Here is a 26,616-nt window from a genome sequence, read left to right on the forward strand (position 1 = left end):
CGGGCACGCTCGGTCGAAGTCAGTTCGCTCTCCGGGCCGCCGCCGTGAGTCTCACGGTACTTGGCCAGCCACCGCCTCAAACTGTCGTCACCGACCCCGTAGGCCTTGGCGACTTCACTGACCGGTTTCGATGAATCGATCACCTCTCGACACAGTTCGTCCTTGAACTCTGCCGAGAAGGATCGACGTGATCTGCTCATGCTGGTCGGACTCATTTCAGTAGATCCCTATTCTAAGCGGGTCCACTGTCCGAAATCCCTGGGCCGATCAAACCGACACCTACCGGTGCCAGAGCCTGAAACGACAATCTCGACCTTACCGTCACCGTCACCGTGACCACGGACTCGGACCTGGATGCCAAAACTTAGTTCGAAAAACCGCTTATTAAGGGTGCAAGCATGATGTTTCGCGATACTTCACCGTCAAGAATTTGACGTCGGACCCCGCCGATAAGCCGGTTTTTATGTCAGGTGGAACCGCCAGGATCTTCTGACGCCCCTGTGGGCGTCGGTGGCACGTGGCCTTCTCAGGGTGCGGCCTCGTCGCCGAGCAGGTCGAGGGTGCGTTGCAGCAGCGCTTCGATGCGGTCCTCGACGTCGTCGACCATGTCCGGGACATCAGCCAGGGCGGTGTGCGCGCGGCGCCGCGCGTCGACACCCGCGCGGTAGTACCCGGAATCGAGGTCTGCTGGTGTGGGCTCGGGACGAATCACGTCGATTTGTTCGGCGTCCGCGTGTGGTCTACTCGAACGGCGTCGTGGGGTGTGCAGCGGTGAGAGCCCGGTGCGGTGCGCGGCGATCACCGATCCGATCTCGGCGGCGGTCATCGGAGCGGCAGGCAACGGTAGGTGACCCCACCGGTCGATCGGGACCGCGACCGGACCGCCGCGGTGCGGTGACGCGGTCATGTCGGGAAACGTGTTGTGCTGCAGATGCTCTGCGAGCAATGTCGTCGAGGGGTACCGGTCGGAGAATTGCAGGACGGTGTGCCAGCGCTCCCACACGTCGACCGGCTGAAAGCCGGTGGCCTCGTGGGGGTCGATGCGGATGCGGGCGTGGCGATCCCACGCCGGTTCTTCAAAATCGCCGCCTGGGTGCAAGATTCGGAGTTGGCGGCGACGGGATACGTTCTCGATCAGACACCGTCGTTGGGTCCGATCCTCACCCGGCCCGCCCGCACCGAGACCGCCACTCCCCCACTTGGCCCGTACCGGACATTCCAGGTGCCGATCGAGGACATCGCCGCAGACACCGGCCTGTCGATGGACCAACTGATCGGCGCGGATCGCTACACCCTCCAGCCCGCTGCGCGACCGGTCGGGGAACGTTGGACGGAGTTGACTGCGTACGCTGATATTTCGCTGTAGCAACGAGACTCGGTAGCGTCGAGCCGATGGGGCAGGGTGGTCGCGCGCAGGGACGCCGGTGATCGCGACACGGCCTTCGGGCCCGATCAAGGCTTGTGTTCGTCGGTCGACCTTATTTCTTTCGTCGAGACGGTCCAGTTGAGTTCGGCTGCGGCTCGGGCTGTTTCGGCCGTCTCGTGTGGGGTCCAGGTGCCGTCGCTGATCAGCGCGACCACGTTCGCCATCTGCGCACACAGTGCCGCGATATCGGCATCGGGGTCCGCAATGGCGGGCTTCGTGCCATGGTTTCCTCGAAACCCTTTATTTCGCCTGACAAGTCGCGTCGAATCCGTTCGATCAACGGCCTTCTCGACACTAAGGACACGACGGCTACCACCGCGATCACGAAGGTGGTGGCGAAGAGGCTACGACGATGAACCTTCACTACGAGAACACTCGCGATGTGTGGGTCGAGCCGGTATCCGGTTCGATAGTGGCGGTCGAGGAACAACCTCACCGGTGGCTTGTTCCGAGCGTGGACGACCCACACGCGGTTACTACTCTCGACGCACGCACTGCGTTCAGCGACGGGGAACTACCCCGGCTTTGGCCAGCCCGATCACCTCGGCTTTGGACGCTACCGCTGCCGGTGAGCTGTATGTCGAGCCGGTGTGACCCGAGATGACGAGATGTCGGCGACGCTCTTGTTTTCATTCAGGGTCGGCACAGCCGCGCCGAGACGAAGCGGTGGGGCGTGGTCTCGATGTCGTTGCTGATCAGCTGGTTGCGCCACCAAAAACGGGTCATGGCACTGATCTCGTGCAGCCCTCGGGCACGCCATATCGCGGAACCATCCTGAGCGCACCATCCAGCCGAACGACTTCTCCGTTGATGTAGGAGGAGCGAAGCAAGAACAGCGCCAGTTCAGCGAATTCGTGGGCGTCGCCGAGCCGTTTAGGGAAGATCACAGATTCACTCAGATGCCTGCGGCGCAGGCCCGACAACTCGTTGATCATGGGACTTTCCATCACGCCTGGTGCGATGGAATTGACTCGTATGCCGTGTTCGGCGAGATCTCTGGCCAGGGTGAGGGTCATACCTGCGATCGCAGCTTTGGACGCAGCGTAGGCAGCCTGGCCTGGTAGGCCTTCGTAGGCGGCGATCGACGAGGTATTCACCACGGCACCTCTAGCACCGTCGGACAACGGTTGCTGCCTGGCAATCTCCGCTGAGGCGAGTCTGGTCACGTTAAACGTTCCCACAAGGTTGATATCTAGTACCCGGCGAAATTCTTGAAGAGGGTGCGGACCACCGTCGTTCAGCACTCTGGTCGATGACCGAATTCCGGCGCAATTAACGGCGTAACGAAAGTGCTTCCCCGTTCCAGTGGCCGTGGTCAGCGCGTGGCGCACACTGTCCTCGTTTGTCACATCGCATTCGACGAACTCGATACCCGGCTCGTCGGGTGGACGAGACAGATCCGCGCCGACGACACTGGCACCATGCTCGCTCAGCGCCCGAGCTGTGGCGTAGCCGAGACCGGACGCAGCGCCGGTCACGAGCGCAACCGAATCTGATAGTTCAGACATCAGGACCCAACTTTCCGGAGGTCTATGGCCCGAGTCTCTTTGAAAGAGATGACGACCACAAGTGAAGCGACGCATAGTAATACGAAATAGATCTGAAAAAGCCAGCCCAGGCCCATCGAGTTCAAGGCTGTGTTCAAATACGGGGCAGTCCCCCCAAAAACTGCGACCGACAGTGACATGGCAATTCCGATTACTTTCGTTCGCTGGTTTGTCGGTAACTGTTCTGCAATGGTGGCGGCGTAGATAGAGGTAGCTGCACCTGCGACAGCGAGAGCGACAGCTTGCGCCGTGAACAAGGTCCATGGTCGAGAGTCGATCAAACCGAGTAAGGGAAAAATCAGAGCCGTGAACGACACGGCCCAGAAGATCAGGACGGGCTTTCGCCCGATCTTGTCCGATAGCGCACCCCACATCGGAAGCACGACTATCCCGACGAGTTGGGCCAGAAGGCTGGCGCGGAATGCACCGGACGATTGCATTCCGTGCTGAGAGATCGCAAAAGCGGAAGCGAAAGAGTTGAACGTATAGAACACGACCGAAGTACCGCCGGTGAATACGAATAGTTTCAAACCGGAGAGGAACAACTGCTTCCGTGACCACCTCGCATCGTCCGGTGTGTCTTTTTCCTGGGTCTCGTAGACGTCGCTCTCGATCATCCCTCGTCGAAGGTACAGAGCGAACAATGCAAGCAGACCGCCGACGAAAAATGGGACCCGCCATCCCCATGATTCGACAGATTCGGCCGGAACTGTCGCGGTCAGCACCGCACCCATCGCTGTTGCGAGAACGGTCCCGAGGCCCACGCTGATGTAGACCGTGCTCGACCATAAACCTCGGCGGCGAGCAGGTGCGATCTCAGCGACGTAAGCGTACGACGCTGTGGATTCACCTCCATGCGCAAACCCCTGAACAAGGCGGGCGAATAGCAGCAGCGCGGACGCGAGCCCACCTATGGCACCATATGCCGGCGTGACGGCGATCAACAGGCTCGCTGCAGCCATCGTGAGCATGGTGGCAATCAGTACGGTACGGCGACCCGCTCTTGCTGCCAGGTATCCGAAGAACATTCCGCCCAAAGGGCGCGATACGAAACCTACGGCGAAGACGACGAGTGTCGCCAGCATGGCGGATACCGGATCGGACTTGTCGAAAAGTGCCTGAGCGATGAATGGTGAAAAAACTGCGTACGCGGTCCAGTCGTACCACTCCAGAGTATTCCCGACTCCGCTGGCGAACAGAGATTTGAACCGTTTTTCAGACGTAAGTTCGAGGTGGTTACGAGCCGACACTTCACTAGGGACAGTCATGGGTAATTTCTCCTCGCTAACCGGCTGTTTGGGTGGACAACGCAGCAAGTTCGGATGGTGCCGGTCGTGTCTCGGACAGTTCCCGGCACACTTCGATAATGGAGTCTGTCCCCGGGATGATTGCTTTTTGCAATTTCCCGGGCGTCGGGATTCGAGAGTCGGGTGTTGCGAGACGGCGAATATCCAACGGCATCTCTCGGCCGAGACCTTCGTGGATGCGAGAAACCACTTCCCCGCCGAAGCCTCCGGTCAAGTTTGCTTCGTGCACCACGGCCGCGCGGCCTCGTGCATGACGAACAGCGGCGGTCACCGCCTCCAGGTCGAGTGGAGCAAGCCAGCGCAAGTCGAGCACAGCGATCTCGATACCCTCACTTCGTAGTTGCGCCTTGGCTGCGAGTGCGCGCTGCACCATGGCCCCCCACGTGATCACAACAACATGATTCTCGTCTGCTGGATATAGACGTGAACCGCGGACTGCCTCAATGTCCGCGTCTGGATAGACGACGCCCTTGAGTTGGTACAATTCGCGTGACTCGATCAACACAACCGGGTCCGCGTCCGCGATCGCTGCACGGGTCATGGCATAGGCATCTGCCGGGCTCGCAGGCAGGCCTACTCGAAGCCCGGGAATGTGAGCCAACAGTGCCTCGAGGCTTTGAGTGTGTTGGGCGCACGACCCCGCGGTTGCGCCCTGTTGGAGTCGCACGGTCAAAGGTGCGGACTGAGTACCTCGACTCGCGTATCGAACATTTGCTGCCTGGTTCACGAGTTGATCGAGTGCAACCATCAGAAAGTCCATCCACATGATCTCGACTACAGGGCGCAGACCTGCGATGGATGCACCCACGGCAGAACCCAGAATTGCGGTTTCGGCAATCGGGGTGTCGAATACCCGTCGAGTGCCGAAGCGCTTCTGCAGACCGCGGGTGACCCCGAAAATGCCGCCGGCAAAGGCGACATCTTCGCCGTAGACCACCATTTCCTGTCGTTCGGAGAGGTCGGTGGCCAACGCCGTGTTGATGGCCCGCCAGTATTCCATCGGGCCGGACGGTTCGCCGCGACCTTTGTTCGTGCCGCGATGTCCGATTGCTTCGGCCGCGTAGATGTCGGTGGTGGCATCTGCGATGATCGGCTCTGCCATGTTGCGTACCGCGACCGTAGCGGCGTCCACTTCGGACTGCACGGCGGCGTCGACTGCCTTGAGTTCTTCCGCGGTGGCGGTTCGATCCGAGATCAGTTGGCGGACCAACCTAGCCAACGGATCTCGGGACTTTGCGTCCTCGATGTCGGCCCGTGGGCGGTAGTGCTCGATGTCGCGGTTGTAGTGACCTTTCATGCGAACGACTTTGAACTCAAGGAAGACAGGGCCTCGTCCGGCGCGAGCCTCGTCGAGTGCCCAGGTCGACGCGTCGAGCACTGCTTTGAGGTCACACCCATCGACCGAGCGTGATGGTAAGCCGTACGCAGCTGCACGATTGGCAAGCTGCGGGTCGCGCGTCATTTCGGACGCAGGCGTCATCTCAGCCCAACCGTTGTTCTCGCAGATGAACACGACCGGAAGATTCTTCACAGCAGCGAAGACTAGGCCTTCGTGCAGTGCACCTTGGCTCATCGCGCCGTCTCCGATTGTTGCTACTGCCACGCCTCCGGATTCGGTGATTTGGGCAGCAAGCGCGACCCCATCGGCTATTGGGGCGCCCGCGCCCACAATGGAGTTCTCACCGACGAACCCGTATTCCGGTGCCGTGAGCATCAGCGACCCCGAGCGTCCCCCGTTGATACCGCCTGATCGTTGACAAATTTCACCCATCAACTCCACGAGCGGTACCCCGCACCCGAGACCCCAACCGTGACCTCTGTAGGTGGACAAGATTTTGTCTTGCGGTTGCTTCAGCGCTGTCACGCCGATTGCGACAGCCTCGTGGCCGTGGCAGGTATGCACAGAGCCTACGAAGAAGCCCTCGGAGCTGAGCTCAAGGCAGCGGTCCTCCATCGATCGGATCCGCCGCATTTGCCGGTAGTACTCGATGTAGTCATGCACGCGTTTCTCCTTTGGTTAGAAGTCGACTATGACCCCCATCACAAACGGATGTCAATATTTGAATACCATTTCATTTAATGAAATAGTAGGATTGGCACATGTCAACCCCACCTCCAAAAGCCCGTGCCGTCACTACGCTTCAGACTCTGGCTCGTGGCCTTGCCTTTTTGGAAGAGGTGGCCGCGTCGCAGGTTCCGCCTACCGTCAAGGAGGTGGCCGAGCGACTCGGGCTGAACATCACCACCAGCTACCATCTGTTCAATACCCTTGTCGATCTTGGCTATTTGACGCGAGATGCCAACTCGACGCTTCACATCGGCGCGAAAAGTTCCGCCCTCGCGCAGGCCTACCGCCGTACCGTCAGCCCGCACGGCCGCATAGTGCAGTTGGTCCAGGAACTGTCGGCACTGACCAACGAGACGGCATCGGCCTCTATGGTCGTCGACAACCGGATGGTCGTTCAAGCACTGGCGGAGGGGACTCAACCAGTCAAGGCAACGGGCCTCTACATCGGTTTGACAGGACATGAATACTTAAGAGCATCAGGCAGATTGGCTCTGGCACTTCTCGATGCCGACGCAAGCAAAGCAATGTTCACACTCTCGACCGCACGCCTCAGCGCGATGGAGCGAGGGGCGGCGCAAGCGACACTGGACGAAGAGCTCCCCGACACCCGATCGCGTGGGTGGTCATTGGACCCGGGCGACTATCAAGAGGACATCTCCGGGGTTTCCGCTCCTATTCTCAGCCCATCAGGCACGCTCATCGGAACCATCAACCTATCGACCCCGTCAACCAGATTCGCTGTTCAGCGGGATCGACTCATCGCCTGCGTCACCGAGCATGCTGCGCGCGCATCGGAGCTCGTTGCCCACTCTGAACAGTCGTGAAGCGGTGCGCGATGTATCGAAATCCGCTTACGCAACCGGGAAGCCCGAGAACATTTGGAGCGTCCTATATGTGTTCCGCATCAGGCGAGGTCGCTGTCGCGCCACTACGGTGTCTGCCAGATGGCGGTTGCAGGCAGCGGTGGGAGCCGCGCTGTGAACGAACGTGGACGGTGTAGAGCGCCTGTATTGAATGGGACCTCGAGACTATTCGATAACTGAGCTCTTGCAGCGAGTTTCGGACTGTCCGGTGTACAAGGCATGTTGACGATTGGTCCGGTCGTTCGTCTGACCGAGGCGCAGCAACTGCCGCTCAAACGGGCTCTCGCAGATTGGCTACTGCCCGAGAGTCGACATGGCCTTTGTCGCTGCACCCAGCTGAGTTTTTCAAAACCGATGACACCCAGGGGCAGCGCCCGCCTGCTTTGCGCGCTCGGGCATAATTTTCGGATAGGCCGCGTTGGACTGTAACGAGATCGGTGACACTGATTGCGCGTAGAGTACAAGGACAACAAGCTCAAAAAGCTGTGCACTGACGAGCGCGAGATGCAGAAGCAGCGACCCGACCTGAAGAAAAAGCTACGACTGCGTGTAAAGGCGCTCGAAAACTCGGAAACACTGGGCGATCTGCCTGTTGATGACCCCGGGGGCGCTTGGCACGACCTTAAGGGCAAGCGCGCGGGCACCTGGGCTGGAGAGCTCAGTGGAAACTGGCGGCTGCTGGTCGCACCGTCGCCCAATTCGTTGACCGCTACAGAGACCACCGTGATCGACGTCGAGGACTACCACTGAGGAAGGATCGGCCATGACCGCCACGAACTACGCCGTAGCTCCCGGGGAGTACTTGGAGGAGTGGATCGACGATCAAGACCTGTCCCAGCAGCGGGTAGCTGAGCTTCTCGGCACCAGCCGCAAGCAGGTTAACGAGATCGTCAACGGGCGCGCGCCGATCACTAGCGACACTGCCATGCGCCTCGAGCGCGTCGTCGGCATCCCTGCGAGGACTTGGCTTAAGTATGAGGCACTGTATCGAGCCGACCTTGCCCGTATCGCCGACGAAGAGGGCCTCGCCGAGCATGTCGACGAGATCGCGCCATCAGCGATCGCTTACTTGCGTAGTATCGGCGCGACCGGGGCGACCAAACGCACTCCCGGCAAGCTGGTATCTGACTTCCTTGCGTTCCACCGCTGCGGCACTTGGGCCGCGTACGACCACCTCCACCGAGAGGCCTCGACAGGCGACTATGCACTGGCCGCGCTAAAGGACTCGAGTGCAACGCTCGATCGAACGCTTCTGACGACGTGGCTTCGAGCGGCTGAGCTGGCAGAGCCGTTCGAACGGGGTCGGCACTATGATTACGACCCCGCTCGGCTCAAGGAGGCTCTGCCCAAACTGCGCGCGAGAGCTGCCGCACCTGACTCAGCGATGCTTCGGGACACAGTCAACATGCTCGCCGATGTTGGTGTGGTGTTCATGGTGGTTGAGCCGCCCAAAAAGCTCCAGTTGCTGGGCATGACCCGGTGGATCGACAAGCGAGTGCCCGTTATCCAGCAGACCGGACGGTGGGGCAAGGATGGCTTTGTCATCTGGACGCTCTTCCACGAACTCGGCCATGTGCTCAACGACCCAAGAGGCGAGATGCACGTCGAATACAGCACGCAGAAGAAGCGCAACAGCGCCGCGGAAAAGGGGGCCAATGCGTTCGCGATGAAGATCTTGTTTGGCGAGGACGGCATCAAGCCGTTTGAGGGACTAACCCGCGATCGCGAGATTGCAGATGCCGCGGCGAGGATCGGCATTGCGCCCGGCGTGGCCGTGCACCAGATGCACCGGCGTCGACTCCTGGATTACCGATTCGGTAACGGGCTTTGCGTCGATCTCGCCGGCACCTTCACTGCATAGGAGGAAGAGACCTGAGCTAGCCATGCGTCGCTGCTTCATAACCCGATATTAGTGACCGCGTTGCCGACGAGGGGCGCATGTTCGCGTCGATACACCTCGACGGAGTCGAGGCTGGCGTGGCCGGTTTGGCGTGCGATGGCGGAGCCGTCGGCACCGTTGCGGGTGCCTTGGGTGACGAACCCGGCGCGCAGTGAGTGCCCGCCGAGTTTGGCGAGCGACGCAGGGTCGAAGCCAGCATGTTTGGCGCGGCGGCGGATGGCCTGGTGGATCGCAGCTCCGGACAACGCGCTGGAACCGAGGTTGCCGTTCTTGGCAACTGCCCGGAGCAACGGTGCGCGGGCGGCGGTGCGCGGCACTCCCCCACGACAGACGTGAGCGTCGAACGGTTCTCGCTTCCGGAGTAGGCGGATCACGGACGGACGGCCGCCGGCGTCGAACGCAGCCACGACCTGCACCCAACGGACGTACGCGCACGGTGGGCAGGTCTCGTGGGAGTCTGTGTACGGCAGGGCCTTCACCGCTCCCCTGCCCTCTTGGTCGGTCTTCGACTTCCGCAGCCGCACATGCAATCCGTCGTGCCGGTGCACGATGATGTCGCCGCACACGAGGTCGGAGAGTTCGCTGCGTCGGAATGCGCCAGCGAACCCGAGGAGCAGAATTGCGGAGTCGCGGCGTTCGAGGACCTCGTCGGCCCAGCCTCGGCATCGGTGCCTTGCCGTCTCGACGAGGAGTTTGATGTCCTCGACCAGCAACGGGTTTCGCGGGGTGCGGGGTCGGTCCCCCGCCGCGGCATACTCACGCCGGATGCCGGACAGAGTCGCGGTGACGAGTTCATGGGCTGACGGCGACAGATGCCCGGTGGTGCGGTGTCGGTGGTTGATCGCGGCGATCCAGGTGCTGAACGTAGCGACGGCGTAAGCCCGCTCCCCTGTTTCGTTTCGGGTGTCGGCTGCGTCGACGAGATAGGCGGCGACGGTGATCGGGTGCGCAGGAAGCGTCACGTGACCATTCGTCTCGCACCAATTGGTGAAGCGTCTCCACGCCGCGGCGTATGTCTTGCGCGTTCCATCGGACTGGGAGGAGTGCACGGCGGCCGCGATCCGCTTCGCGACGGCGGGTGGGATCTCCGGCTCGACCGCCAACGATCTGCCGCCCAGGGTGTTCTCGACAGTGCTCACCGCAGGTGCATGGCCTGGCCGGAAGTCCATAAGGGCAGCCTATCGCAGGTCACCGACACGTCTGCAAAGCAAAACTGTGCTGACCCGGCGTTCTGGGCCAGACGGTGCGGAAAACACAATTTACGACGCCGATCGGACCAGGTGGCCAGGCGCGGCGTGCTCGAAGCATTTGACACATTGCAATACGGCTGAAGAGTCTCGAATTACTCAGTCTAGCAACTACATTCATTGCACTCCCTGTACGCCAAGGCGCAGTTCGTACCGAGTTGTGACAGACTTGTGACACCGAGAATTTCAGCCAAGATGCGAAACGCCCTGACCTGCAGAAATATAACCACAGGCACGGCCACGAGAGCCCTGAGGCGGATTAAAATCCGCTGCCTCACTTGTCCATTCAGATACAGCACAGTCTACGGCAGTCCACGACCACCTACGAAATACGCTGCTCGACAGCGAGATTGTGGATCCATGTGGACTCCAGTGCCCCCAGTCGGACTCGAACCGACACTTGACGGATTTTAAGTCCGCTGCCTCTGCCAATTGGGCTATAGGGGCCACCCGCGGCCCCGAAGAACCGCGACGGCAATCATATCGGCCCCCTGCTACCCCGGGATGACCGGTGGCACGAAGTCGAAGGTCATGCCCAGGAGCCACACCAGCAGCAGGACGACTGGGAAGTGGAAGATGAACTGCAGGAACGTGAATCCGATGAGATCACGGGCCCGCAGGCCCAGTACTGCGAGCAGTGGAAGCATGAAGAACGGGTTGATGAGGTTCGGCAGTGCCTCGGCGACGTTGTAGATCTGGACGGTCCAGCCCAGGTTCATCTGCACGTCTGTAGCCGATTGCATGACGTAGGGGGCTTCGACCAGCCATTTACCTCCGCCGGAGGGCACGAACAGCCCGAGGATCACGGTGTAGATCGCGATGACCACAGCAAAGCCGCCGCCGCTGCCGATGTCGGTGAAGAAGTTCGCGAGGTGCTCGGAAATCGTGACGCCTCCCCGTCCCTCGGCCTCGACCAGAATGGCAGCCATCGCCGCGTACAGCGGAAATTGAACGAGTATGCCCGCGGTGGCCGGCACTGCTTTGGACACTGCGTCGAGAAACCTTCTGGGCGTTCCATGCAGAACGAGACCGAGGATCAGAAAGACCAGAAGATAGCCGTTCAGGCTCGACACCACCGACAGCACGGGCAATGTCAGCAGTTGCGACACAAGCCATCCCAGTGTCATTGCACCGATCAGCAACGGAAGGACCCGACTGTACTCGAGCCACTCGCCGGGACGCGACCGCGGAGCCGGCTCGTCGATCGTGTCGTCGAGATCGACGCCCATGCTCTCCGCAGTCTTGATCGCCGCGCCCTTCGGAGCGGACAGATGCGCTATGACGACGGTGATCACCGTGATGATCAAGCAAGTCACCAACGACTGCCATGTGAAGATGGTCTTGCCGAAATCGAGAACACCGGTGATCTGCAGCAGCGGCCCGGGCAGGGAACTCGCAGTTGCCTGCAATTGTGCCGCGGACGAGGACATTCCGAGCGCCCACACCGCACCGAGCCCCATGAATGCCGCGGCGCCGAGAGCCCGATAGTCGGCCTGCATGTCCGACCGTCGTGCGATCGCGCGGGCGAGCAGACCGCTGAAGACCAAACTCAATCCCCAGTTCAGAAACGACACCGTACAGGAGAGCAGGGCCACGAAACTCACTGCGCTGCTTGGTGAACGAGGCAGTAGCGCCAGACGGGTGATCAGCCGCGCCACCGGAGGCGACGTCGCAACGACGTACCCGGTGAGCACCACCATCGCCATCTGCAGCGTGAACGCCGTCAGATCCCAGAAACCCCCACCGAAGGCGTCGACGACGTTCTGCGGCGACGACCCGTTCGCGAACGCCGCCACCGCGACGACGACAACGCCCACCAAAGCGAAGATGTAGGCGTCGGGGAACCATTTCTCGGTTGCTCGGGCCAGTCCTTGCGCGAGCCGTGCCAAGCCCTTCTCGGCGGGTGCCTGCGTCGTCGTCATCGATGATCCTCGTTTCGGCGTAGTCCCCTGCGCGTGCGTGTCGCACGTCACAGAGTTCACCGAATCGGACACCGATGCAAGGAGCATCGCCGCAGGTACTACCTGCGAATCTGCAGAACTACGCCTTCACGGACAGGGCGATGCCGTCGAGAATGTCGTGCTCACTGACCACCAGGGTGCTGACGGCGCCGCGACGCTCGAACTCCTCGGCCAGAACACTGGTCACGATGGCACCGCCACCGATGACGTCGACCCGTCCGGGGTGCACGGGCCCCAACGCCGCTCGGTCTGCGCGAGTCATCCCGATCAGACGGTCGCACACGTCGAATAGGTCCCCGAAGGACACTCGAGTCAGGTGGACCTTGTCCGCGTCGTACTCCTGCAGCCCTGCAGCGATGGCTGCGATGGTGGTCATGGTGCCCGCGACGCCGACCCAACTCGAGGCCTCGCCGATGTTGACGTCCTCGAACGCTTCCTCCAACTTCTCGCGGGCGTACGCGCGCGCTCCGACGATCTCGTCGGCGGTGGGCGGATCGGAGTGGAGAAAACGCTCGGTCAGACGGACGCACCCGATGTTGGCGGAAAACGCCGCACGCACACCCTTGCGATCACCCAGAACAAGTTCGGTGGACCCGCCGCCGAGGTCGACGACGACGAACGGTGCACCCTTGGCGTCGAGTTCGCCGACGGCACCGGCGAACGACAGCCGTGCTTCCTCGTCACCGGTGATGACCTCGGCGACCGAACCGGGCACGATGGGATCCAGAATCTCCCGCGTCATCGCGAAGAAGTCGTCGCGGTTCGCGGCGTCGCGGGTGGCGGACGTCGCGACCATGCGCAGCGCCGACGCACCGGCTTCGCGAATGATGCCAGCGTATTCCTCGAGAGCGACGCGGGTGCGTTCGATCGCCTCGGGCGCAAAGGAACCCGTCGCGTCGACGCCTTGGCCGAGGCGCACGACGCGCATCTCCCGCGCAACATCCGTCAGAACACCGTCTTTGATGTCCGCAACGAGGAGGCGAATGGAATTGGTGCCGCAATCGATGGCTGCTACCCGAGTCATGAAGTCTCTCCGCGAAGTTCGGCGATGGTCGGCCAGTCGGCCGGAATTGCGGTGCCGCGCAACGAGGTCTCGGCGGCGAGCGCCACCGACTCGTCACCGAGTGGGTTGACGCCCGGGCCCTTGGCGAGGGAGTGAGCGATCAACACGTGCAGGCACTTGACCCGATCCGGCATACCTCCGCCGGTGAAATCGGTTCCGAGAGATTCGATGTCGTTGCGCTCGGCCAGGTAGGACTCGTGCGCGCGGCGATATCCGGCGGCCAATTCCACGTCCTCGGACAACCGAAGAGTCATCTCTCGCATCACGCCCGCCGATTCCTGACGGCTGGCCTCGGCAGTCAAGCGCGGATCCGTCAGATAGAACAGGGTGGGGAACGGGGTGCCGTCGGGCAGCTTGGGGGCAGTTTTCACCACACCGGGCCTACCGTCCGGGGATCGATACGCGATTGCGAGAACACCGCGGGGTTCGCGTCCGAGTTGAGCCGCTACGGCGTCGAGATCTTCCTTCGAGACTGCCGAGCTCACCCGACCGGTCCTCCTTCGATGTCCGGTGCAGGCTCGGGCAGAACAGCCCGATCCGGCACCACTTCTTGTTCCTCCACGGGCCCCTGCGGTTGCACCGCGGACTCCCACAGGTCCCGGTACCACGGGCCTTCGGATTGCTTGGTGGTTTCCACGTCGTCCACCGGCGGACCGACGTCCCCCGGCAACTGCACCGTGTACGGCGTCTCCCCCGGCATCACCCAGCGGAGCCTGGACTTCGCATTGGCTGCGATGCGCGTCGGGTCGTTCAGTTGCGTCTTCTCGAGCTCCAGGTCCTTGACGTCCTGCTCGAGTCCGGTGCGCTCGGCGAGAACCTGCTCGAGCTCGGCGCGCTGCGAAAAATAGGTCCGCAGCGGCATCGCGAGCGTCAACGCCAACGCGCACACGACGACAGCGAGGACCACTGCCTTGGCCGTCGACAGGCCGAGAAACGTGCGCTCACCGCCGGACGAAGCCCGCGCGCCCACCCGTCGGGGAGCTGCTTTGCCGCCGACCACGGCGTCACGCGCCTGATCGGACGGCTCCGGCGCCGGTTGACCGGAGCTGCGCTCGTCTCCCGACGCAGCTCCGGACGTCCGGCCCCGGGATGCAGAGCGACCACGAGGCCGGGGATCACGCCCACCTGGGCTTGTCCCGGATCTTCCTCGTCGTGCCGCCATGCAATCACCCTCGTCGAATCGAGCTGAAAACTATCCCTCGTAATTGAACCGGGGGAAAGCCAGCTCACCCGAGTAACGCGCCGCGTCACCCAGAGCTTCTTCGATTCTCAGCAACTGGTTGTACTTCGCGACGCGCTCGGAACGCGCGGGCGCACCCGTCTTGATCTGACCGCTGCCCACGGCAACCGCCAGGTCGGCGATGGTGGTGTCCTCGGTCTCGCCGGACCGGTGGCTCATCATCGTCTTGTAGCCGTTGCGGTGCGCGAGGTCGACGGCGTCGAGGGTCTCGGTGAGCGTGCCGATCTGGTTGACCTTCACCAGCAGCGCGTTGGCCGCACCCTTGACGATGCCGTCCTCGAGACGCTCCGGGTTGGTGACGAAGAGGTCGTCGCCGACGAGCTGCACCTTGTCACCGATGGCCTCGGTGAGGGCAACCCAGCCGTCCCAGTCGTTCTCGTCCAGCGGATCCTCGATGGAGACCAGCGGGTAGGCGTCGACGAGTTCGCCGTAGAACGCCGACAGCTCCTCGGCGGACTTGGTAGCGCGCTCGAAGGCGTAGCCGGTGCCTGCGGTGTAGAACTCGGTGGCTGCGACGTCGAGTGCGAGCGCCACATCCTGGCCGGGCTTGAGGCCGGTTTTGGCGATGGCGTCGAGAATGAGGTCGAGCGCTTCCTTGGTTCCGGCCAGGTCGGGCGCGAAGCCGCCCTCGTCGCCGAGGCCCGTCGACAGGCCCTTGGCCTTCAGAACCGACTTGAGGGAGTGATAGACCTCGGCACCCCAGCGCAGGGATTCCTTGAAGGTCGGCGCACCGATTGGCGCGATCATGAACTCCTGGACGTCGACGCCACTGTCCGCGTGCGCGCCACCGTTGATGATGTTCATCATCGGTACGGGAAGGATGTGTGCGTTCGGTCCGCCGAGGTAACGGAACAGCTCGAGTCCAGCGGACTCCGCAGCCGCCTTCGCCACCGCGAGGGAAACACCGAGCAGCGAGTTCGCGCCGAGACGCGCCTTGCTCGGGGTGCCGTCGAGATCGAGAAGAGCCTGGTCGACGGCCCGCTGCTCGATGGCGTCGAGGCCGATGACAGCCGGTGCGATCTCGTCGAGAACAGCGTTGACGGCCTTCTCGACGCCCTTGCCGCCGTAACGCTCGCCGCCGTCACGAAGCTCGACTGCCTCGTGCTCACCGGTGGACGCTCCGGAAGGAACCGCTGCGCGGGTCAGTGTTCCGTCGTCCAGTGCGACCTCGACCTCGACCGTGGGGTTGCCACGGGAGTCGAGAATCTCGCGAGCTCCGACCTGCTCAATGATGGCCACGAATGCTTCTCCTTGTAACGGGGGCGGGCGGGTAAGTGCCGGGTGTCAGACTAGCCGCTCGCCTGACCTCCCCGCGACGCACAGGAGCGGAGCCTGCGGAGTGACCAGGGAAAGTCAGGAGCGGAGCCTGCGGAGTCACGCAGTGGTGCCGACTGAATAGGCGGCTGCAGCGTCGCGGACGTCTCGGAGATAGACACCGGACTGGTTGTAAGCCATGAGCGCGCGCTCCCACCCTTCCGCGGCGCGCAGATCACCTCCGCGCGCGCAGAGGTAGCGAGCTGCGGTCAGAGCTGCGTCGTCGAGGTTGTCGGGATCGGCGATACCGTCACCGTTGGCGTCGACGCCCCACTTCTTCCAGGTCTCGGGAATGAACTGCATCGGGCCCATCGCCCTGTCGTGCACCGGATCGCCGTCGAGTTGGCCGCCGTCGGTGTCGGGAATTTCGGCGACGCCCGGGCCGCCGTCCAATGGGATGCCGCGAATTGCGGGCGACACAAGACCGTCGGGGGCGACGGACGAGCCCTGGTACGTGCCGTGGCGACTTTCGATGTAGCCGATACCGGCGAGCGTCGTCCAGGCGATGCCGCAATCAGGGGCCGTGTCCGACATGATCGCGGCGGCGTGGCCGTAGGCCGCCAATGCCGGTACCGAGATGTTCATGGCGTCGGCCTGGGGCTCAGCCCAATCGAGCAGCAGGTCCGCCGTCCTCCCCGGTGCGTTGAAGTCGATGTCCGGCACAGGCGTCCCCGCTCCGGGCGGAATGCCTTCGGGAATCGCCCGCGGCGGTTCCGACGAGCCGCACGCCGCAGCCAACAGACCCACCGCGACCACAGCAACGACGTAGGCCACTCGCTTCTTCACAGGTCCATCCTGCACACGAAAAGTAATAGAAACCTAAAGCGCCGAATATGTGCAGGTCAAAGGGGTTTTTCAATATGCACGAGGGTGTATGTTGCTCTCAACCACATGAGGGTTCCCTACCCTTTCTCGCAACGCTTCAGGAGCACCGAACGTGTCCGTCCTTGCCGCTCCGCCCATCGCAACCCAAATGTTCGGCAGCGGGTTGATCGGCCTACGTGAAGGCTTGGAAACGGGCATCGTCGTGATGATCCTGGTTGCCTTCCTCGTCAAAGCGGAGCGGCGCGACGCGTTGAAATGGGTCTGGATGGGAGTCGGGCTCGCGGTCGCCATGGTGGCGGCGATTTTCTTCGTCATCCACTACGGAACGTCGACCGTCACCGGATTGACGGCGGAAATAATCGCCGGAGCCGCGTCGCTTGTCGCCGTCGGCATCGTCACCGCGATGGTGCTCTGGATGCGCACCGCCGCCAAGGACATCTCCGGCGAACTGCGATCCGGCATGGAGCGAGCGTTGACCGTCGGACCGCTCGCCGTTCTGATGTTGTCGTTCTTCGCCGTCGGACGCGAAGGCGTCGAAACTGCACTGCTGATGGTCGGCTACGCCGAGAACACCGGCGGCAGTTCATGGCCGCTACTGGGGCTGCTGCTGGGCATCGTGGTCGCTGCAGGATTGACCGTTCTGCTGTACTTCGGAGCCATACGCATCAACTTCACCGTGTTTTTCAAGTACACCGGAATCTTCCTGATCGTCGTCGCGGCAGGCATTCTCGCCTACGGAATCCGGGCACTGCAGATCGGCGGAATACTGCCCGGCGGTAGTTCGACGGCCTTCGACATCACCGCCCAGTTCGACGCCTCCAGCTGGTACGGCACCGTCCTCGCCGGCATCTTCAACTTCCGCCCCGAACCCACCGTCCTGCAGGTCACCGGGTGGGTGCTCTACCTCGCTGTCGTTCTCTACCTGTTCCTTCGGCCGGTTCGCGTACCCGAACCCGCAGTCACCTCATGAAAGGCACTCCCTTGCGCCGTACCACCTTCGCGCTGGCCGCACTCGCGGCTCTGCCGCTCGCTCTCGCCGGCTGCACCGAGAAATCGTCGTCCGACGGCGGATCCGACTCCGGTTCCGGCGACATCGCCGTCGCCGCCAGCGACACCACGTGCGACGTCGCGACGTCCGAAGGAACGACCGGCAACTCGACGTTCCAGATCACCAACAACGGAACCAAGGTCACCGAGTTCTACGTCTACGGCGAAGGCGACCGTGTCATGGGCGAGGTCGAGAACATCGGACCGGGCCTGACTCGTCAGCTCATCGTCGCCCTGCCCGACCCGGGCACTTACCAAACCGCCTGCAAGGCAGGCATGGTCGGCGACGGAATCCGCGCGGATTTCGTCGTCTCCGGCGACGCCGTCCGTCAGGCCGACGAGAACGGGCTGCTCGACGAGGCCGCAACCGGCTACAAGCGATACGTCGTCAGCCAGGTCGATGCCCTCCAGGAGACCACGGCATCGTTCGTCGCCGCCGTGAAGTCCGGCGACATCGAGTCCGCGAAAGCCCAGTTCCCCGTCACCCGCAGCTACTACGAGCGAATCGAACCGGTTGCCGAGGCGTTCCCCGACGACCTCGACCCGCGCATCGATTTGCGGGAACCAGACGTCGAGCCCGGTGACACCTGGACCGGCTTCCACCGCATCGAGAAAGATCTCTGGGAGCAGGGGCTGCAGCCCGACACGAACCAGATGGCCGATCAGCTTCAGGCCGACATCGCAGAACTCGCCGAGAAGGTCAAGGCCGAGGACTTCACCATCGACCCCATTCAGGTCGCAGGTGGCGCCCAGGGACTGCTCGACGAGGTCGCCAAGACCAAGATCAGCGGTGAGGAAGACTTCTTCTCGCACACCGACCTATGGGACTTCCAGGCGAACGTCGACGGCTCCCAGGCAGCAGTTGCCGCAGTGCGTCCGATCATCGATCAGAACGACGCAGAACTGGGGTCAGCCATCGATGCACGCTTCGCCGAGCTCGACGCCGAACTGGCCGAGTACCGCCAGGGCGACGGCTTCGTCTTCTACGACACCGTCACCGAACCCCAGCGTCAGGAACTCTCCAACAAGATCGACGCACTGTCCGCCGAGGTAAGTCAGGTACAGGGTGTCGTTGCCGGACAGTAATACTTCTCGCTTCTCTCGGCGGCGCCTGTTCGGCGCCGTCGGGGTGGGCGCGGCCCTCGTCGGGACGGGAGCCGTTGCCGCATGCGCGGAGTCGGACGAGGACCAAGCGTCGGACATCGTGGAATTTCGCGGAGCGCACCAGGCCGGCATCGTCACTCCGGCACAGGACCGCATGCACTTCGTCGCATTCGACATCACCACCGAGTCACGCGACGAATTCGTTGCGCTGCTCCAGAAGTGGACGCTCATGGCGGAGCGGCTCACCCGGGGCGAAGAAACATTCGACGGTGGCGCCGTCGGCGGAGGTGAGTACCGCCCGCCGTCGGACACCGGTGAGGCATTGGGATTGTCCGCGTCGTCGTTGACGCTGACGATCGGGTTCGGGCCCGGACTGTTCACCCGTTTCGGGCTTGCGGACCTCAAGCCGTCGTCCCTGGCCGACTTGCAGCACTTTCCCGCCGACAATCTCGACGAACGCCGCTCCGGCGGCGACCTCTGCATCCAGGCCTGCGCCAACGACCCGCAGGTCGCAGTCCACGCCATCCGCAACCTCGCACGCGTCGGATTCGGCACCGTGTCCGTCAAGTGGTCCCAACTCGGATTCGGGCGCACGTCGTCGACGTCGACCACCCAGGCGACACCACGAAATCTGTTCGGATTCAAAGACGGAACGGCCAACCTCAAAGCCGAGGATCCCGAGCTTCTCGACGATTACATCTGGGTCGGGGAAGACGACGACCAACCATGGATGGCCGGAGGCTCGTACCTGGTTGCGCGTCGAATCCGCATGCTGATCGAATCCTGGGATCGGACCACCCTGAAGGAACAAGAGCGCGTCATCGGGCGCAGCAAAGGAACCGGCGCGCCCCTAGGATTGAAAGACGAGTTCGACGCACTCGACCTCGATTCCAAGGGTCCTGAAGGATTGCTGATCGACTCCGACGCCCACGTGCGTCTCGCCTCGAAGGAGAACCTCGACGGCATCCAGATCCTCAGGCGTGGTTACAACTTCACCGACGGTTCCGACGGCTTCGGTCACCTGGACGCAGGACTGTTCTTCATTGCGTACTGCCGAGACCCACTCGAGCAGTTCGTGCCCATGCAGCTGGCCCTGGCACGCAAAGACCTACTGAACGAATACATCCAACACGTCGGCTCCGCCGTCTTCGCCTGCCCGCCAGGATTGGGTGAATCGGAATTCTGGGGGTCTACCCTCTTCGCTTGAATGGTTCCATTCTCACGACCGGACAGCGTGGAACCGATCCGACCTCGCGTGCGTCTAACCTGACGACGTGATTTCTGCGAGGGGGAGACTATGCGTAAGGCCTGTCTGACGGCCATCAGCGTCGCACTGCTCGTCGGCTGCTCCACCGACATCACCGGCAACGCCACCGCCGACTCCCCCACCGACCAAACCTTCGACCCCTGCACCATCCCCGACTCCACCATCACCGCCGCAGGCCTCGACCCAGCATCCAAAGACTCCATGGCAGACAAGGGCTACACCACCCCGGGCTGGACCATCTGCGGCTGGGAAGGTCCAGCGGGAGACCCGTGGTACTCGTTTACCGTCTACTTCTCGGAAACACACACACTCGAGGACGTACGCGGAAACCCTCAGAACATTGACTTCTCCGACGTTTCGATCGCTGGGAGGACAGCGGTGGTCTACAAAGTCGACATCGTGGATGAAAGCGACACCTGCGACGTCGCGTTCGACACGGCAAGCGGAGTAGCCACGTTCACCGTGCTCACCCTCGAAGCGGGTATCGCGCGGAGCGACGTCTGCGACATCGCCGAAAACCACGTCCGTGACGTCGCTATGGCGTTCCCGGCGAACTGAAAGGAACTTTGGTGTCATCTGAGACTACGTATTGGCAAAACCTCGCCCAGGCCGCCGACGCAGGTCAACTATTTCTCGACGAGTCGGTCGCGAGGGCGTGCAATGAATCGTGTGTGGCCTACATCGAACGACTGCACCAACACCGGAAGTCTGCCTTCGGCCTCGCGAAAGTCCAGGTTTACGGGGACTTCGAGATGGGCAAACAGTTTGCACAAATTCTGTCCGAGAAAGCGGTGGGTGGACAGAACAGCATGGTCGGTGTCATCGACAGCCACATACAGGTGGTGAAAGAAATGCAGGCGGTGTTTCAGAAGTTCTTCGACCAGTACTCGGACACCGATGCGGCTACTGCATCCGACGTCGCGCAGATGTTCCCCAATTGACGATGAGATTCGCGAAGGTGCCAGGTCTACACTCCGGAACGGCACCTTCGATGCGGGGAGACACATGGCACAACTACTGCGGGTACAGAATTTCACCATCTCATCCGACGGGGTCGCCGCAGGCGTCGACCAGAGTTTCGAGAACCCGTTCGGTCTCGACCATCTGACGTCGATGAAATGGTTCTTCGCCACGGCAAGTTTTCCGGGCAACGCCGGCTCCAGTGGGTCCCGGGGCTTGGACGACTACTTCGCCCGCGATTTCTCGAACAACATCGGTGCCGAGATCATGGGCCGAAACAAGTTCGGACCTCAACGCGGGCCGTGGACGGACCACGAGTGGGAAGGGTGGTGGGGTGACGAACCGCCGTTCCACACCCCGGTGTTCGTACTCACGCACCACGAGCGTCCCTCGATCGAACTTTCCGACAGCACGTTTCACTTCGTCGACAGCTCGCCGGCAGATGTGTTGGACAGAGCCAGGCAGGCAGCCGGCGGTAAAGACGTACGTCTCGGCGGCGGGGTCACGACAATCCGTCAGTTCCTCGACGCCGACCTTGTGGACACTCTCCACATCACTGTCGCTCCCGTCGAATTCGGGTCGGGGCTGAAGCTGTGGGATTCACCGGACGAACTCGACGACCGATTCGACCACGAATCAGTGCCAAGCCCCAGCGGCGTCACCCATCATCTGTTCTGGCGTAAGTAACTTCTCGATTCCTTCAGCAGATGCTCACCTACGTGCCGGACGCGCACCCACGTGCTAGCACTGAGCGGTGCGTCCAGCACACAGGTGAGCGTCTGTGTACTTCAGGCGCGCAGCATTGACCGAACGTCACATTCGCTCCGGAACCGGCCGACCAGCCCCTCATCGCTTGAATGTCACATTCATACGAACCGATAGCTAGCAGGGCCCATTCGTGCGCCAAAGGGGGCGGACCTACCGCCTACCCCAGTTCTCTATCCATTCGATGGCGGTGAGTTTGCCGGGGACTGCGCCGTGGACCTTGGCGGATTTTTCGGCGTCGCGGATACGGTCGGCGAAACGCAAGACGTTGCGTCGCAACAAGTCCTCGGCGCTTTCGCCGCCGTGACTGTGGTCGAGGCCGATGTGTACGACGCGAAGTTCGTCGGGAATCAGCTCGTCGGGAAGTCCAGCTTTGCTCGCCCGCGCGACGACTTTCTGGGCCAATGCCAGTGCGGGTTGGGAGAGCGCGACGCCGTCCAGGCAGGAACCGCGGGCTTTCTCGGCTGCCTTCTTCTCCTCCCACGCTTTCTCCTGCACAGCGATGTCGATCGGGCCGGTCGATCCGTCGTCGAGGTGCGGGGTTCGGTGAGTCAGCTTTCGTACAAGACCCGCTGCTACGTCGTCGACGTCGAATGCATTTTCCGACGCGTCCTGCGCGATCCGAGAATGGAACAGCACCTGCAGCAGGATGTCGCCGAGTTCCTCTTTCAGGTCCTCGAGGTTGCCGCTGTGGATGGCGTCGAGGAGCTCGTACGTCTCCTCCAGCAGGTAACCGCTCAACGACGCGTGTGTCTGCTGAGCTTCCCACCCACCGCGGACCCGAAGGCGGTCCATCAGAAGTACGGCAGCGATAAGGTCGTCACCAGGCAGCTTAGGCGACGAGATCACGCGGTCACCGCGCCGAATGCGCTGCTGCACATCCGGGTTCGACGGGTCGGTGCTGACGAGGACCTCGGCGGAGCCGTCGGCGTGCGCGGTACCCGAGAACAGCCACCGGGTGCGCACCGGAACCTCCTCGGTGAACTCGACGATTCCGTTGAGGAATTCCACGGCCTCGGCCGGGACCATCGTCGGGCGAACGGGATCCAGCAGCACTACCGTCATCACACCCCCACAGTCTGCTCCAGCAACACCGACCTGGACGGTTTACCGTCGAGTGACAGTATGAGGTCGGCGATGTACTGGACCAACTCGACGTCCCGCACTCGCGCAGCACCGACGCCGCCGCCTTCCACGCGAGGCAGGGGCGTCTGCACCACGCCGGTGGTGGCGCGGTACGCGGCGTTGGGGTAGAGCCGCTTGAGTCGGATCTGCTTGGAATCGGGCAGATCCATCGGCGCCAGCTTGACCTGGGTGCCCGCGACGTTGACGTCCGTGAGCCCGTACTCCTTCGCGATCAAACGAAGCTTGGCGACGGACACCAGGCGCCCCACTTCCTCGGGAAGCGGGCCGTAGCGGTCGACGAGCTCGTCCAGCACCGCGTTGATCGAGTCGGAATCCGTTGCAGCAGCAAGCTTTCGGTACGCTTCGAGCCGCAACCGGTCGCTGGTGACGTAGTCCGGCGGAATGTGTGCGTCGACGGGCAGGTCGATGCGCACTTCCTTGGGCGCTTCGTCGGTGGAGATCGGTTTGCCGTCGGCGGCTGCCCGGTACGCTTCCACGGCTTCGCCGACCAACCGCACGTACAGATCGAATCCGACGCCGGCGACGTGGCCGGACTGTTCGGCGCCCAGAACGTTTCCGGCGCCGCGGATTTCGAGGTCTTTCATGGCGACGGCCATACCGGCACCGAGGTCGGAGTTCTGCGAGATGGTGGACAGCCTGTCGTAGGCAGTTTCGGTGAGCGGCTTCTCCGCCGGGTACAGGAAGTACGCGTAACCACGCTCGCGGCTACGTCCGACGCGTCCACGCAGCTGGTGCAGCTGAGACAGGCCGAGCGAATCACTGCGCTCGACGATCAGCGTGTTGGCGTTGGAGATGTCGAGACCCGTCTCGATGATGGTGGTACACACCAGCACGTCGGTTTCGCGTTCCCAGAAGCCCTGCACCGTGCGTTCGAGGGTCTCCTCGTTCATCTGGCCGTGCGCCGTGGTGACGCGCGCTTCCGGAACGAGATCACGAATTCGCTTCGCGGCCTTGTCGATCGAACTGACACGGTTGTGCACGAAGAACACTTGACCGTCGCGCAGCAGTTCGCGTCGAATCGCAGCCGCGACCTGCTTGTCGTTGTACGCGCCGACGTAGGTCAGAACCGGATGGCGCTCCTCGGGTGGCGTGAGGATGGTCGACATCTCACGAATCCCCGCGAGGCTCATCTCCAACGTACGAGGGATCGGAGTCGCGGACATCGTCAGCACGTCCACGTGGGTGCGGAGCGACTTGATGTGCTCCTTGTGCTCGACGCCGAACCGCTGTTCCTCGTCGACGACGATGAGGCCGAGGTCCTTCCACACGACACCCGTCTGCAACAGGCGGTGCGTGCCGACGACGACGTCGACGGTTCCGTCGGCCAGACCGGCCATGACCTCTTTCGACTCGGCGCCGTGGGTGAAGCGAGAGAGCCCCTTGACCGTCACGGGGAACGCGGCCATTCGTGCGGTGAACGTCTGCAGATGTTGCTGTGCCAGCAGCGTTGTCGGCACGAGTACCGCCACCTGCTTGCCGTCCTGAACTGCTTTGAACGCGGCGCGGACGGCGATTTCCGTCTTGCCGTAGCCGACGTCGCCGAGGATGACGCGGTCCATCGGAACCGCCTTCTCCATGTCCGCCTTGACGTCGGTGATCGCGGTCATCTGGTCCATGGTCTCGGTGAACCCGAACGCGTCTTCCATCTCACGCTGCCACGGGGTGTCCGGACCGAACGCGTGGCCCGGCGCCGCCTGACGCGCCGCGTACAACTGCACGAGCTCGCCGGCGATCTCACGAACCGCCTTGCGCGCCTTGCGTTTGGTGTTCGCCCAGTCGGATCCGCCGAGCTTGCTGAGCGACGGCAATTCGCCACCGACATAGCGCGAGAGCTGATCCAGCGAATCCATCGGCACGAACAATCGGTCGCCGGGCTGACCGCGTTTGCTGGGTGCGTACTCGATGACGAGGTATTCGCGTCGTGCACCGCCGACGGTGCGCTCGATCATCTCCACGAATCGTCCGATGCCGTGCTGATCGTGCACGACGCTGTCGCCGGCCACGAGAGCGAGCGGATCGACCTGATTTCGCCTCTTCGCCGGTAGCTTTCGCCCCTCGGTGGCCGCGACGCGATTTCCGGTGAGGTCGCTCTCGGTGACGACCACGAGCCGGGCGTCGGGCAGAATCAGTCCTTCGTTCAACGTGCCACACAGGACGCTGACGACGTCCGGCAACGGCTCGGACCCGGACTCGATATGCGCCGCAGGTACTTCCGCTTCGCCGAGCCGCTCGATGATGCGGTTGGCGGTGCCTGCACCGGCGACGGCGATGACCGCGCGCCCACCCGTCGAGACGTGTGCGCGGAGCATCGCGAACACACCGGCGAGCAACTCCTCGGAGCCACGGACCTCCGGGACCGACTCGACGACGAGTGCGACCTCGTCCTCGCTTCCGGACGCGAGAGGGCTGATGGTCCACCACGGCCGTCCCAGCGCCTGTGCGGATTCACGAATCTGCCTGAGCGAGCGGTACGCCGACGCCCCGAGATCCAGGCTCACTCCGCCGAGACTGTCGGTGTTGACCGTCGACGCGTCGAGCGGAGCCGCTCCGCCGACCGACGCGGCCGTCCACGACGCTTCCAGGAACTCTTGGCCGGTACGGACCAGATCGGTTGCACGCGTGCGGATTCGCTCCGGATCACACAGCAGGACATGCGCGCCGTCGGGCAATACGTCGGCGAGCAGCTGGAGCTCACCGGGTTGCAGCAGCGGTAGCAGGGCCTCCATGCCTTCCACGGGAACACCCGCGGACAGCTTGTCCAGCATCTCGACCAGCGCTGCGTCCGCCTGGTTGTCCGCAGCGAGCGCCGCCGCACGGTCACGGACGGTCTCGGTGAGAATCAGCTCACGACACGGCGGCGCGATGACCGACTGAATGTCGACGTCCGGGAGCGATCGCTGGTCCGCGACCGAGAAGGCGCGCAGCTCGGTGACCTCGTCGCCCCAGAATTCGACGCGAACGGGGTGATCGGCCGTCGGCGAGAAGATATCGAGAATACCGCCGCGAACGGCGAATTCACCGCGCTTACCGACCATGTCGACGCGCGTGTAGGCCAATTCCACGAGGCGGTGGATGAGCCCGTCGAAGTCGATCTCGACGCCGACGCGCAAGCCGATGGGTTCGATCTCCCCCAGCCCCGGCGCCATCGGCTGCACGAGCGAGCTAACAGTGGTGACGATAACCTGAAGCGTCGGGCCGTAGTCCTTGTCGTCCGGCCGGGCCAGGCGTCGCAAAACCTCGAGCCGTCGGCCGACGGTGTCCGCACTCGGGGACAACCGCTCGTGCGGCAGTGTCTCCCACGACGGGAACTGAGCGACGGCGTCGCCGAGAATCTGCTTCAGCTCCGTCGTCAGATCGTCCGCCTCACGGCCGGTTGCGGTGACGACAAGGACCTGCGCTCGCTCGGCGATGGCGGATGCGACGAACGGCCGCACCGAATTGGGTGCGACGAGGGTGCGCTCCGCGGCTCCAACGGCGTCGCGCACGGCGGCGAGCGTGGAGTCCGACAGTGCGACGCGCGCGAGGCCCGACAGTGCAAGCGAAGAATCGGAAGACAACTGCGGGGC

The 26,616-nt window shown here is 62.9% G+C and carries 26 protein-coding genes and 1 tRNA gene; 11 read left to right on the forward strand and 16 right to left on the reverse strand.

Translation table 11 applies throughout. The features are described from left to right. The coding region (locus H292_RS0110195) for a transposase (RefSeq protein ID WP_027498729.1) at window positions 1-200 on the reverse strand (200 nt) is incomplete at its 3' end. 326 nt (window positions 201-526) lie between these two features. Further along, window positions 527-907, reverse strand: a complete 381-nt coding sequence (locus H292_RS27050) for a hypothetical protein (protein WP_196806163.1) — start codon at window positions 905-907, stop codon at window positions 527-529. Window positions 908-985: 78 nt separating this feature from the next. Between H292_RS27050 and H292_RS28110 the strand changes: the two genes are divergently transcribed. Then, complete coding sequence (locus H292_RS28110) at window positions 986-1,366, forward strand: DNA/RNA non-specific endonuclease (RefSeq protein WP_231383811.1); 381 nt, start codon at window positions 986-988, stop codon at window positions 1,364-1,366. 86 nt (window positions 1,367-1,452) lie between these two features. Here H292_RS28110 and H292_RS28115 read toward each other — a convergent pair whose 3' ends face one another. Next, the gene (locus tag H292_RS28115; protein WP_020111351.1) at window positions 1,453-1,590 is read right to left on the reverse strand and encodes a hypothetical protein; all 138 of its coding nucleotides are present in this window, start codon (window positions 1,588-1,590) and stop codon (window positions 1,453-1,455) included. Between the two features lie 188 nt (window positions 1,591-1,778). Between H292_RS28115 and H292_RS28850 the strand changes: the two genes are divergently transcribed. After that, a complete protein-coding gene (locus H292_RS28850; protein ID WP_081631861.1) occupies window positions 1,779-2,030 on the forward strand; it encodes a porin PorA family protein in 252 nt (83 codons plus the stop codon). Between the two features lie 118 nt (window positions 2,031-2,148). Here H292_RS28850 and H292_RS27060 read toward each other — a convergent pair whose 3' ends face one another. Genes H292_RS27060 through H292_RS27065 form a run of 3 tightly spaced genes read right to left on the reverse strand, consistent with a single transcriptional unit; the run spans window position 2,149 to window position 6,252 of the window. Continuing rightward, window positions 2,149-2,904: an SDR family oxidoreductase gene (locus H292_RS27060; RefSeq protein ID WP_231383812.1), complete on the reverse strand. Its 756-nt coding sequence runs from the start codon at window positions 2,902-2,904 to the stop codon at window positions 2,149-2,151. A 29-nt stretch (window positions 2,905-2,933) separates the two neighbouring features. Beyond that, window positions 2,934-4,241 (reverse strand): MFS transporter, encoded by a 1,308-nt coding sequence (locus H292_RS0110220; protein WP_051127746.1) that lies wholly within the window; start codon window positions 4,239-4,241, stop codon window positions 2,934-2,936. A gap of 16 nt (window positions 4,242-4,257) precedes the next feature. Then, a complete protein-coding gene (locus H292_RS27065) occupies window positions 4,258-6,252 on the reverse strand; it encodes an alpha-ketoacid dehydrogenase subunit alpha/beta (RefSeq protein WP_051127749.1) in 1,995 nt (664 codons plus the stop codon). 128 nt (window positions 6,253-6,380) lie between these two features. Here H292_RS27065 and H292_RS0110230 point away from each other — a divergent pair, with 128 nt between their 5' ends. The 3 genes from H292_RS0110230 (at window position 6,381) to H292_RS0110240 (ending at window position 9,072) form a co-directional block, all read left to right on the forward strand. After that, complete coding sequence (locus H292_RS0110230) at window positions 6,381-7,172, forward strand: IclR family transcriptional regulator (protein ID WP_081631862.1); 792 nt, start codon at window positions 6,381-6,383, stop codon at window positions 7,170-7,172. A gap of 486 nt (window positions 7,173-7,658) precedes the next feature. Then, entirely contained in the window at window positions 7,659-7,961 is a 303-nt protein-coding gene (locus tag H292_RS0110235; protein ID WP_020111357.1) for a type II toxin-antitoxin system RelE/ParE family toxin, read from the forward strand. Window positions 7,962-7,974: 13 nt separating this feature from the next. Next, window positions 7,975-9,072, forward strand: coding sequence for a HigA family addiction module antitoxin (locus H292_RS0110240; RefSeq protein WP_020111358.1), 1,098 nt, complete (start codon window positions 7,975-7,977; stop codon window positions 9,070-9,072). Window positions 9,073-9,107: 35 nt separating this feature from the next. On the opposite strand, the gene H292_RS0110245 is transcribed toward H292_RS0110240, so the two are convergent. The 8 genes from H292_RS0110245 to H292_RS0110280 form a co-directional block, all read right to left on the reverse strand. Then, window positions 9,108-10,280 (reverse strand): tyrosine-type recombinase/integrase, encoded by a 1,173-nt coding sequence (locus H292_RS0110245; protein ID WP_020111359.1) that lies wholly within the window; start codon window positions 10,278-10,280, stop codon window positions 9,108-9,110. A gap of 451 nt (window positions 10,281-10,731) precedes the next feature. After that, window positions 10,732-10,805, reverse strand: a tRNA-Leu gene (locus H292_RS0110250). 47 nt (window positions 10,806-10,852) lie between these two features. Further along, window positions 10,853-12,280 (reverse strand): short-chain fatty acid transporter, encoded by a 1,428-nt coding sequence (locus H292_RS0110255; protein WP_020111360.1) that lies wholly within the window; start codon window positions 12,278-12,280, stop codon window positions 10,853-10,855. Between the two features lie 118 nt (window positions 12,281-12,398). Continuing rightward, a complete protein-coding gene (locus tag H292_RS0110260; protein WP_020111361.1) occupies window positions 12,399-13,343 on the reverse strand; it encodes a Ppx/GppA phosphatase family protein in 945 nt (314 codons plus the stop codon). Continuing rightward, a complete protein-coding gene (locus tag H292_RS0110265; RefSeq protein WP_020111362.1) occupies window positions 13,340-13,867 on the reverse strand; it encodes a DUF501 domain-containing protein in 528 nt (175 codons plus the stop codon). The genes H292_RS0110260 and H292_RS0110265 overlap by 4 nt, the downstream gene beginning before the upstream one ends. Continuing rightward, complete coding sequence (locus H292_RS0110270) at window positions 13,864-14,544, reverse strand: FtsB family cell division protein (protein ID WP_230594178.1); 681 nt, start codon at window positions 14,542-14,544, stop codon at window positions 13,864-13,866. Before H292_RS0110270 ends, H292_RS0110265 begins: the two co-directional genes overlap by 4 nt. Window positions 14,545-14,574: 30 nt before the next feature. Beyond that, complete coding sequence (eno, locus tag H292_RS0110275; protein ID WP_020111364.1) at window positions 14,575-15,861, reverse strand: phosphopyruvate hydratase; 1,287 nt, start codon at window positions 15,859-15,861, stop codon at window positions 14,575-14,577. 135 nt (window positions 15,862-15,996) lie between these two features. Beyond that, the gene (locus H292_RS0110280) at window positions 15,997-16,722 is read right to left on the reverse strand and encodes a lytic murein transglycosylase (protein ID WP_020111365.1); all 726 of its coding nucleotides are present in this window, start codon (window positions 16,720-16,722) and stop codon (window positions 15,997-15,999) included. Window positions 16,723-16,873: 151 nt separating this feature from the next. Here H292_RS0110280 and efeU point away from each other — a divergent pair, with 151 nt between their 5' ends. From efeU to H292_RS0110310, 6 genes are all read left to right on the forward strand, one after another. Further along, window positions 16,874-17,731, forward strand: coding sequence for an iron uptake transporter permease EfeU (gene efeU, locus H292_RS0110285; RefSeq protein ID WP_020111366.1), 858 nt, complete (start codon window positions 16,874-16,876; stop codon window positions 17,729-17,731). Then, a complete protein-coding gene (gene efeO, locus H292_RS0110290; RefSeq protein ID WP_020111367.1) occupies window positions 17,728-18,894 on the forward strand; it encodes an iron uptake system protein EfeO in 1,167 nt (388 codons plus the stop codon). The genes efeU and efeO overlap by 4 nt, the downstream gene beginning before the upstream one ends. Continuing rightward, window positions 18,875-20,119 (forward strand): iron uptake transporter deferrochelatase/peroxidase subunit, encoded by a 1,245-nt coding sequence (gene efeB, locus H292_RS0110295; RefSeq protein ID WP_027498732.1) that lies wholly within the window; start codon window positions 18,875-18,877, stop codon window positions 20,117-20,119. The genes efeO and efeB overlap by 20 nt, the downstream gene beginning before the upstream one ends. A gap of 90 nt (window positions 20,120-20,209) precedes the next feature. After that, complete coding sequence (locus H292_RS0110300; protein WP_020111369.1) at window positions 20,210-20,737, forward strand: DUF3558 domain-containing protein; 528 nt, start codon at window positions 20,210-20,212, stop codon at window positions 20,735-20,737. Window positions 20,738-20,850: 113 nt separating this feature from the next. After that, window positions 20,851-21,120, forward strand: a complete 270-nt coding sequence (locus H292_RS0110305; protein ID WP_020111370.1) for a hypothetical protein — start codon at window positions 20,851-20,853, stop codon at window positions 21,118-21,120. 64 nt (window positions 21,121-21,184) lie between these two features. After that, the gene (locus H292_RS0110310; RefSeq protein ID WP_020111371.1) at window positions 21,185-21,826 is read left to right on the forward strand and encodes a dihydrofolate reductase family protein; all 642 of its coding nucleotides are present in this window, start codon (window positions 21,185-21,187) and stop codon (window positions 21,824-21,826) included. Window positions 21,827-22,057: 231 nt separating this feature from the next. On the opposite strand, the gene H292_RS0110315 is transcribed toward H292_RS0110310, so the two are convergent. After that, on the reverse strand, window positions 22,058-22,969 hold the full coding sequence (locus tag H292_RS0110315; RefSeq protein WP_020111372.1) for a MazG family protein: 912 nt from the start codon (window positions 22,967-22,969) through the stop codon (window positions 22,058-22,060). Beyond that, window positions 22,969-26,607: a transcription-repair coupling factor gene (gene mfd, locus H292_RS0110320; protein WP_020111373.1), complete on the reverse strand. Its 3,639-nt coding sequence runs from the start codon at window positions 26,605-26,607 to the stop codon at window positions 22,969-22,971. The genes H292_RS0110315 and mfd overlap by 1 nt, the downstream gene beginning before the upstream one ends. Window positions 26,608-26,616 lie beyond the last annotated feature (9 nt).

Origin of the sequence: Rhodococcus sp. 114MFTsu3.1 (assembly GCF_000383555.1) — a bacterium.
Classification (GTDB): domain Bacteria; phylum Actinomycetota; class Actinomycetes; order Mycobacteriales; family Mycobacteriaceae; genus Rhodococcoides; species Rhodococcoides fascians_E.

Coding starts and splice junctions, on each gene's coding strand:
- H292_RS0110230 (WP_081631862.1), top strand. CDS start 6,381: ATGTCAACCCCACCTCCAAAAGCCCGTGCCGTCACTACGCTTCAGACT.
- H292_RS0110315 (WP_020111372.1), bottom strand. CDS start 22,969: ATGACGGTAGTGCTGCTGGATCCCGTTCGCCCGACGATGGTCCCGGCC.
- H292_RS27050 (WP_196806163.1), bottom strand. CDS start 907: ATGACCGCGTCACCGCACCGCGGCGGTCCGGTCGCGGTCCCGATCGAC.
- H292_RS0110220 (WP_051127746.1), bottom strand. CDS start 4,241: ATGACTGTCCCTAGTGAAGTGTCGGCTCGTAACCACCTCGAACTTACG.
- H292_RS28115 (WP_020111351.1), bottom strand. CDS start 1,590: ATGGCGAACGTGGTCGCGCTGATCAGCGACGGCACCTGGACCCCACAC.
- H292_RS0110245 (WP_020111359.1), bottom strand. CDS start 10,280: ATGGACTTCCGGCCAGGCCATGCACCTGCGGTGAGCACTGTCGAGAAC.
- efeO (WP_020111367.1), top strand. CDS start 17,728: ATGAAAGGCACTCCCTTGCGCCGTACCACCTTCGCGCTGGCCGCACTC.
- H292_RS0110270 (WP_230594178.1), bottom strand. CDS start 14,544: ATGGCGGCACGACGAGGAAGATCCGGGACAAGCCCAGGTGGGCGTGAT.
- H292_RS0110260 (WP_020111361.1), bottom strand. CDS start 13,343: ATGACTCGGGTAGCAGCCATCGATTGCGGCACCAATTCCATTCGCCTC.
- H292_RS0110255 (WP_020111360.1), bottom strand. CDS start 12,280: ATGACGACGACGCAGGCACCCGCCGAGAAGGGCTTGGCACGGCTCGCG.
- H292_RS0110300 (WP_020111369.1), top strand. CDS start 20,210: ATGCGTAAGGCCTGTCTGACGGCCATCAGCGTCGCACTGCTCGTCGGC.
- H292_RS0110240 (WP_020111358.1), top strand. CDS start 7,975: ATGACCGCCACGAACTACGCCGTAGCTCCCGGGGAGTACTTGGAGGAG.
- H292_RS28850 (WP_081631861.1), top strand. CDS start 1,779: ATGAACCTTCACTACGAGAACACTCGCGATGTGTGGGTCGAGCCGGTA.
- H292_RS27065 (WP_051127749.1), bottom strand. CDS start 6,252: ATGCGGCGGATCCGATCGATGGAGGACCGCTGCCTTGAGCTCAGCTCC.
- H292_RS0110310 (WP_020111371.1), top strand. CDS start 21,185: ATGGCACAACTACTGCGGGTACAGAATTTCACCATCTCATCCGACGGG.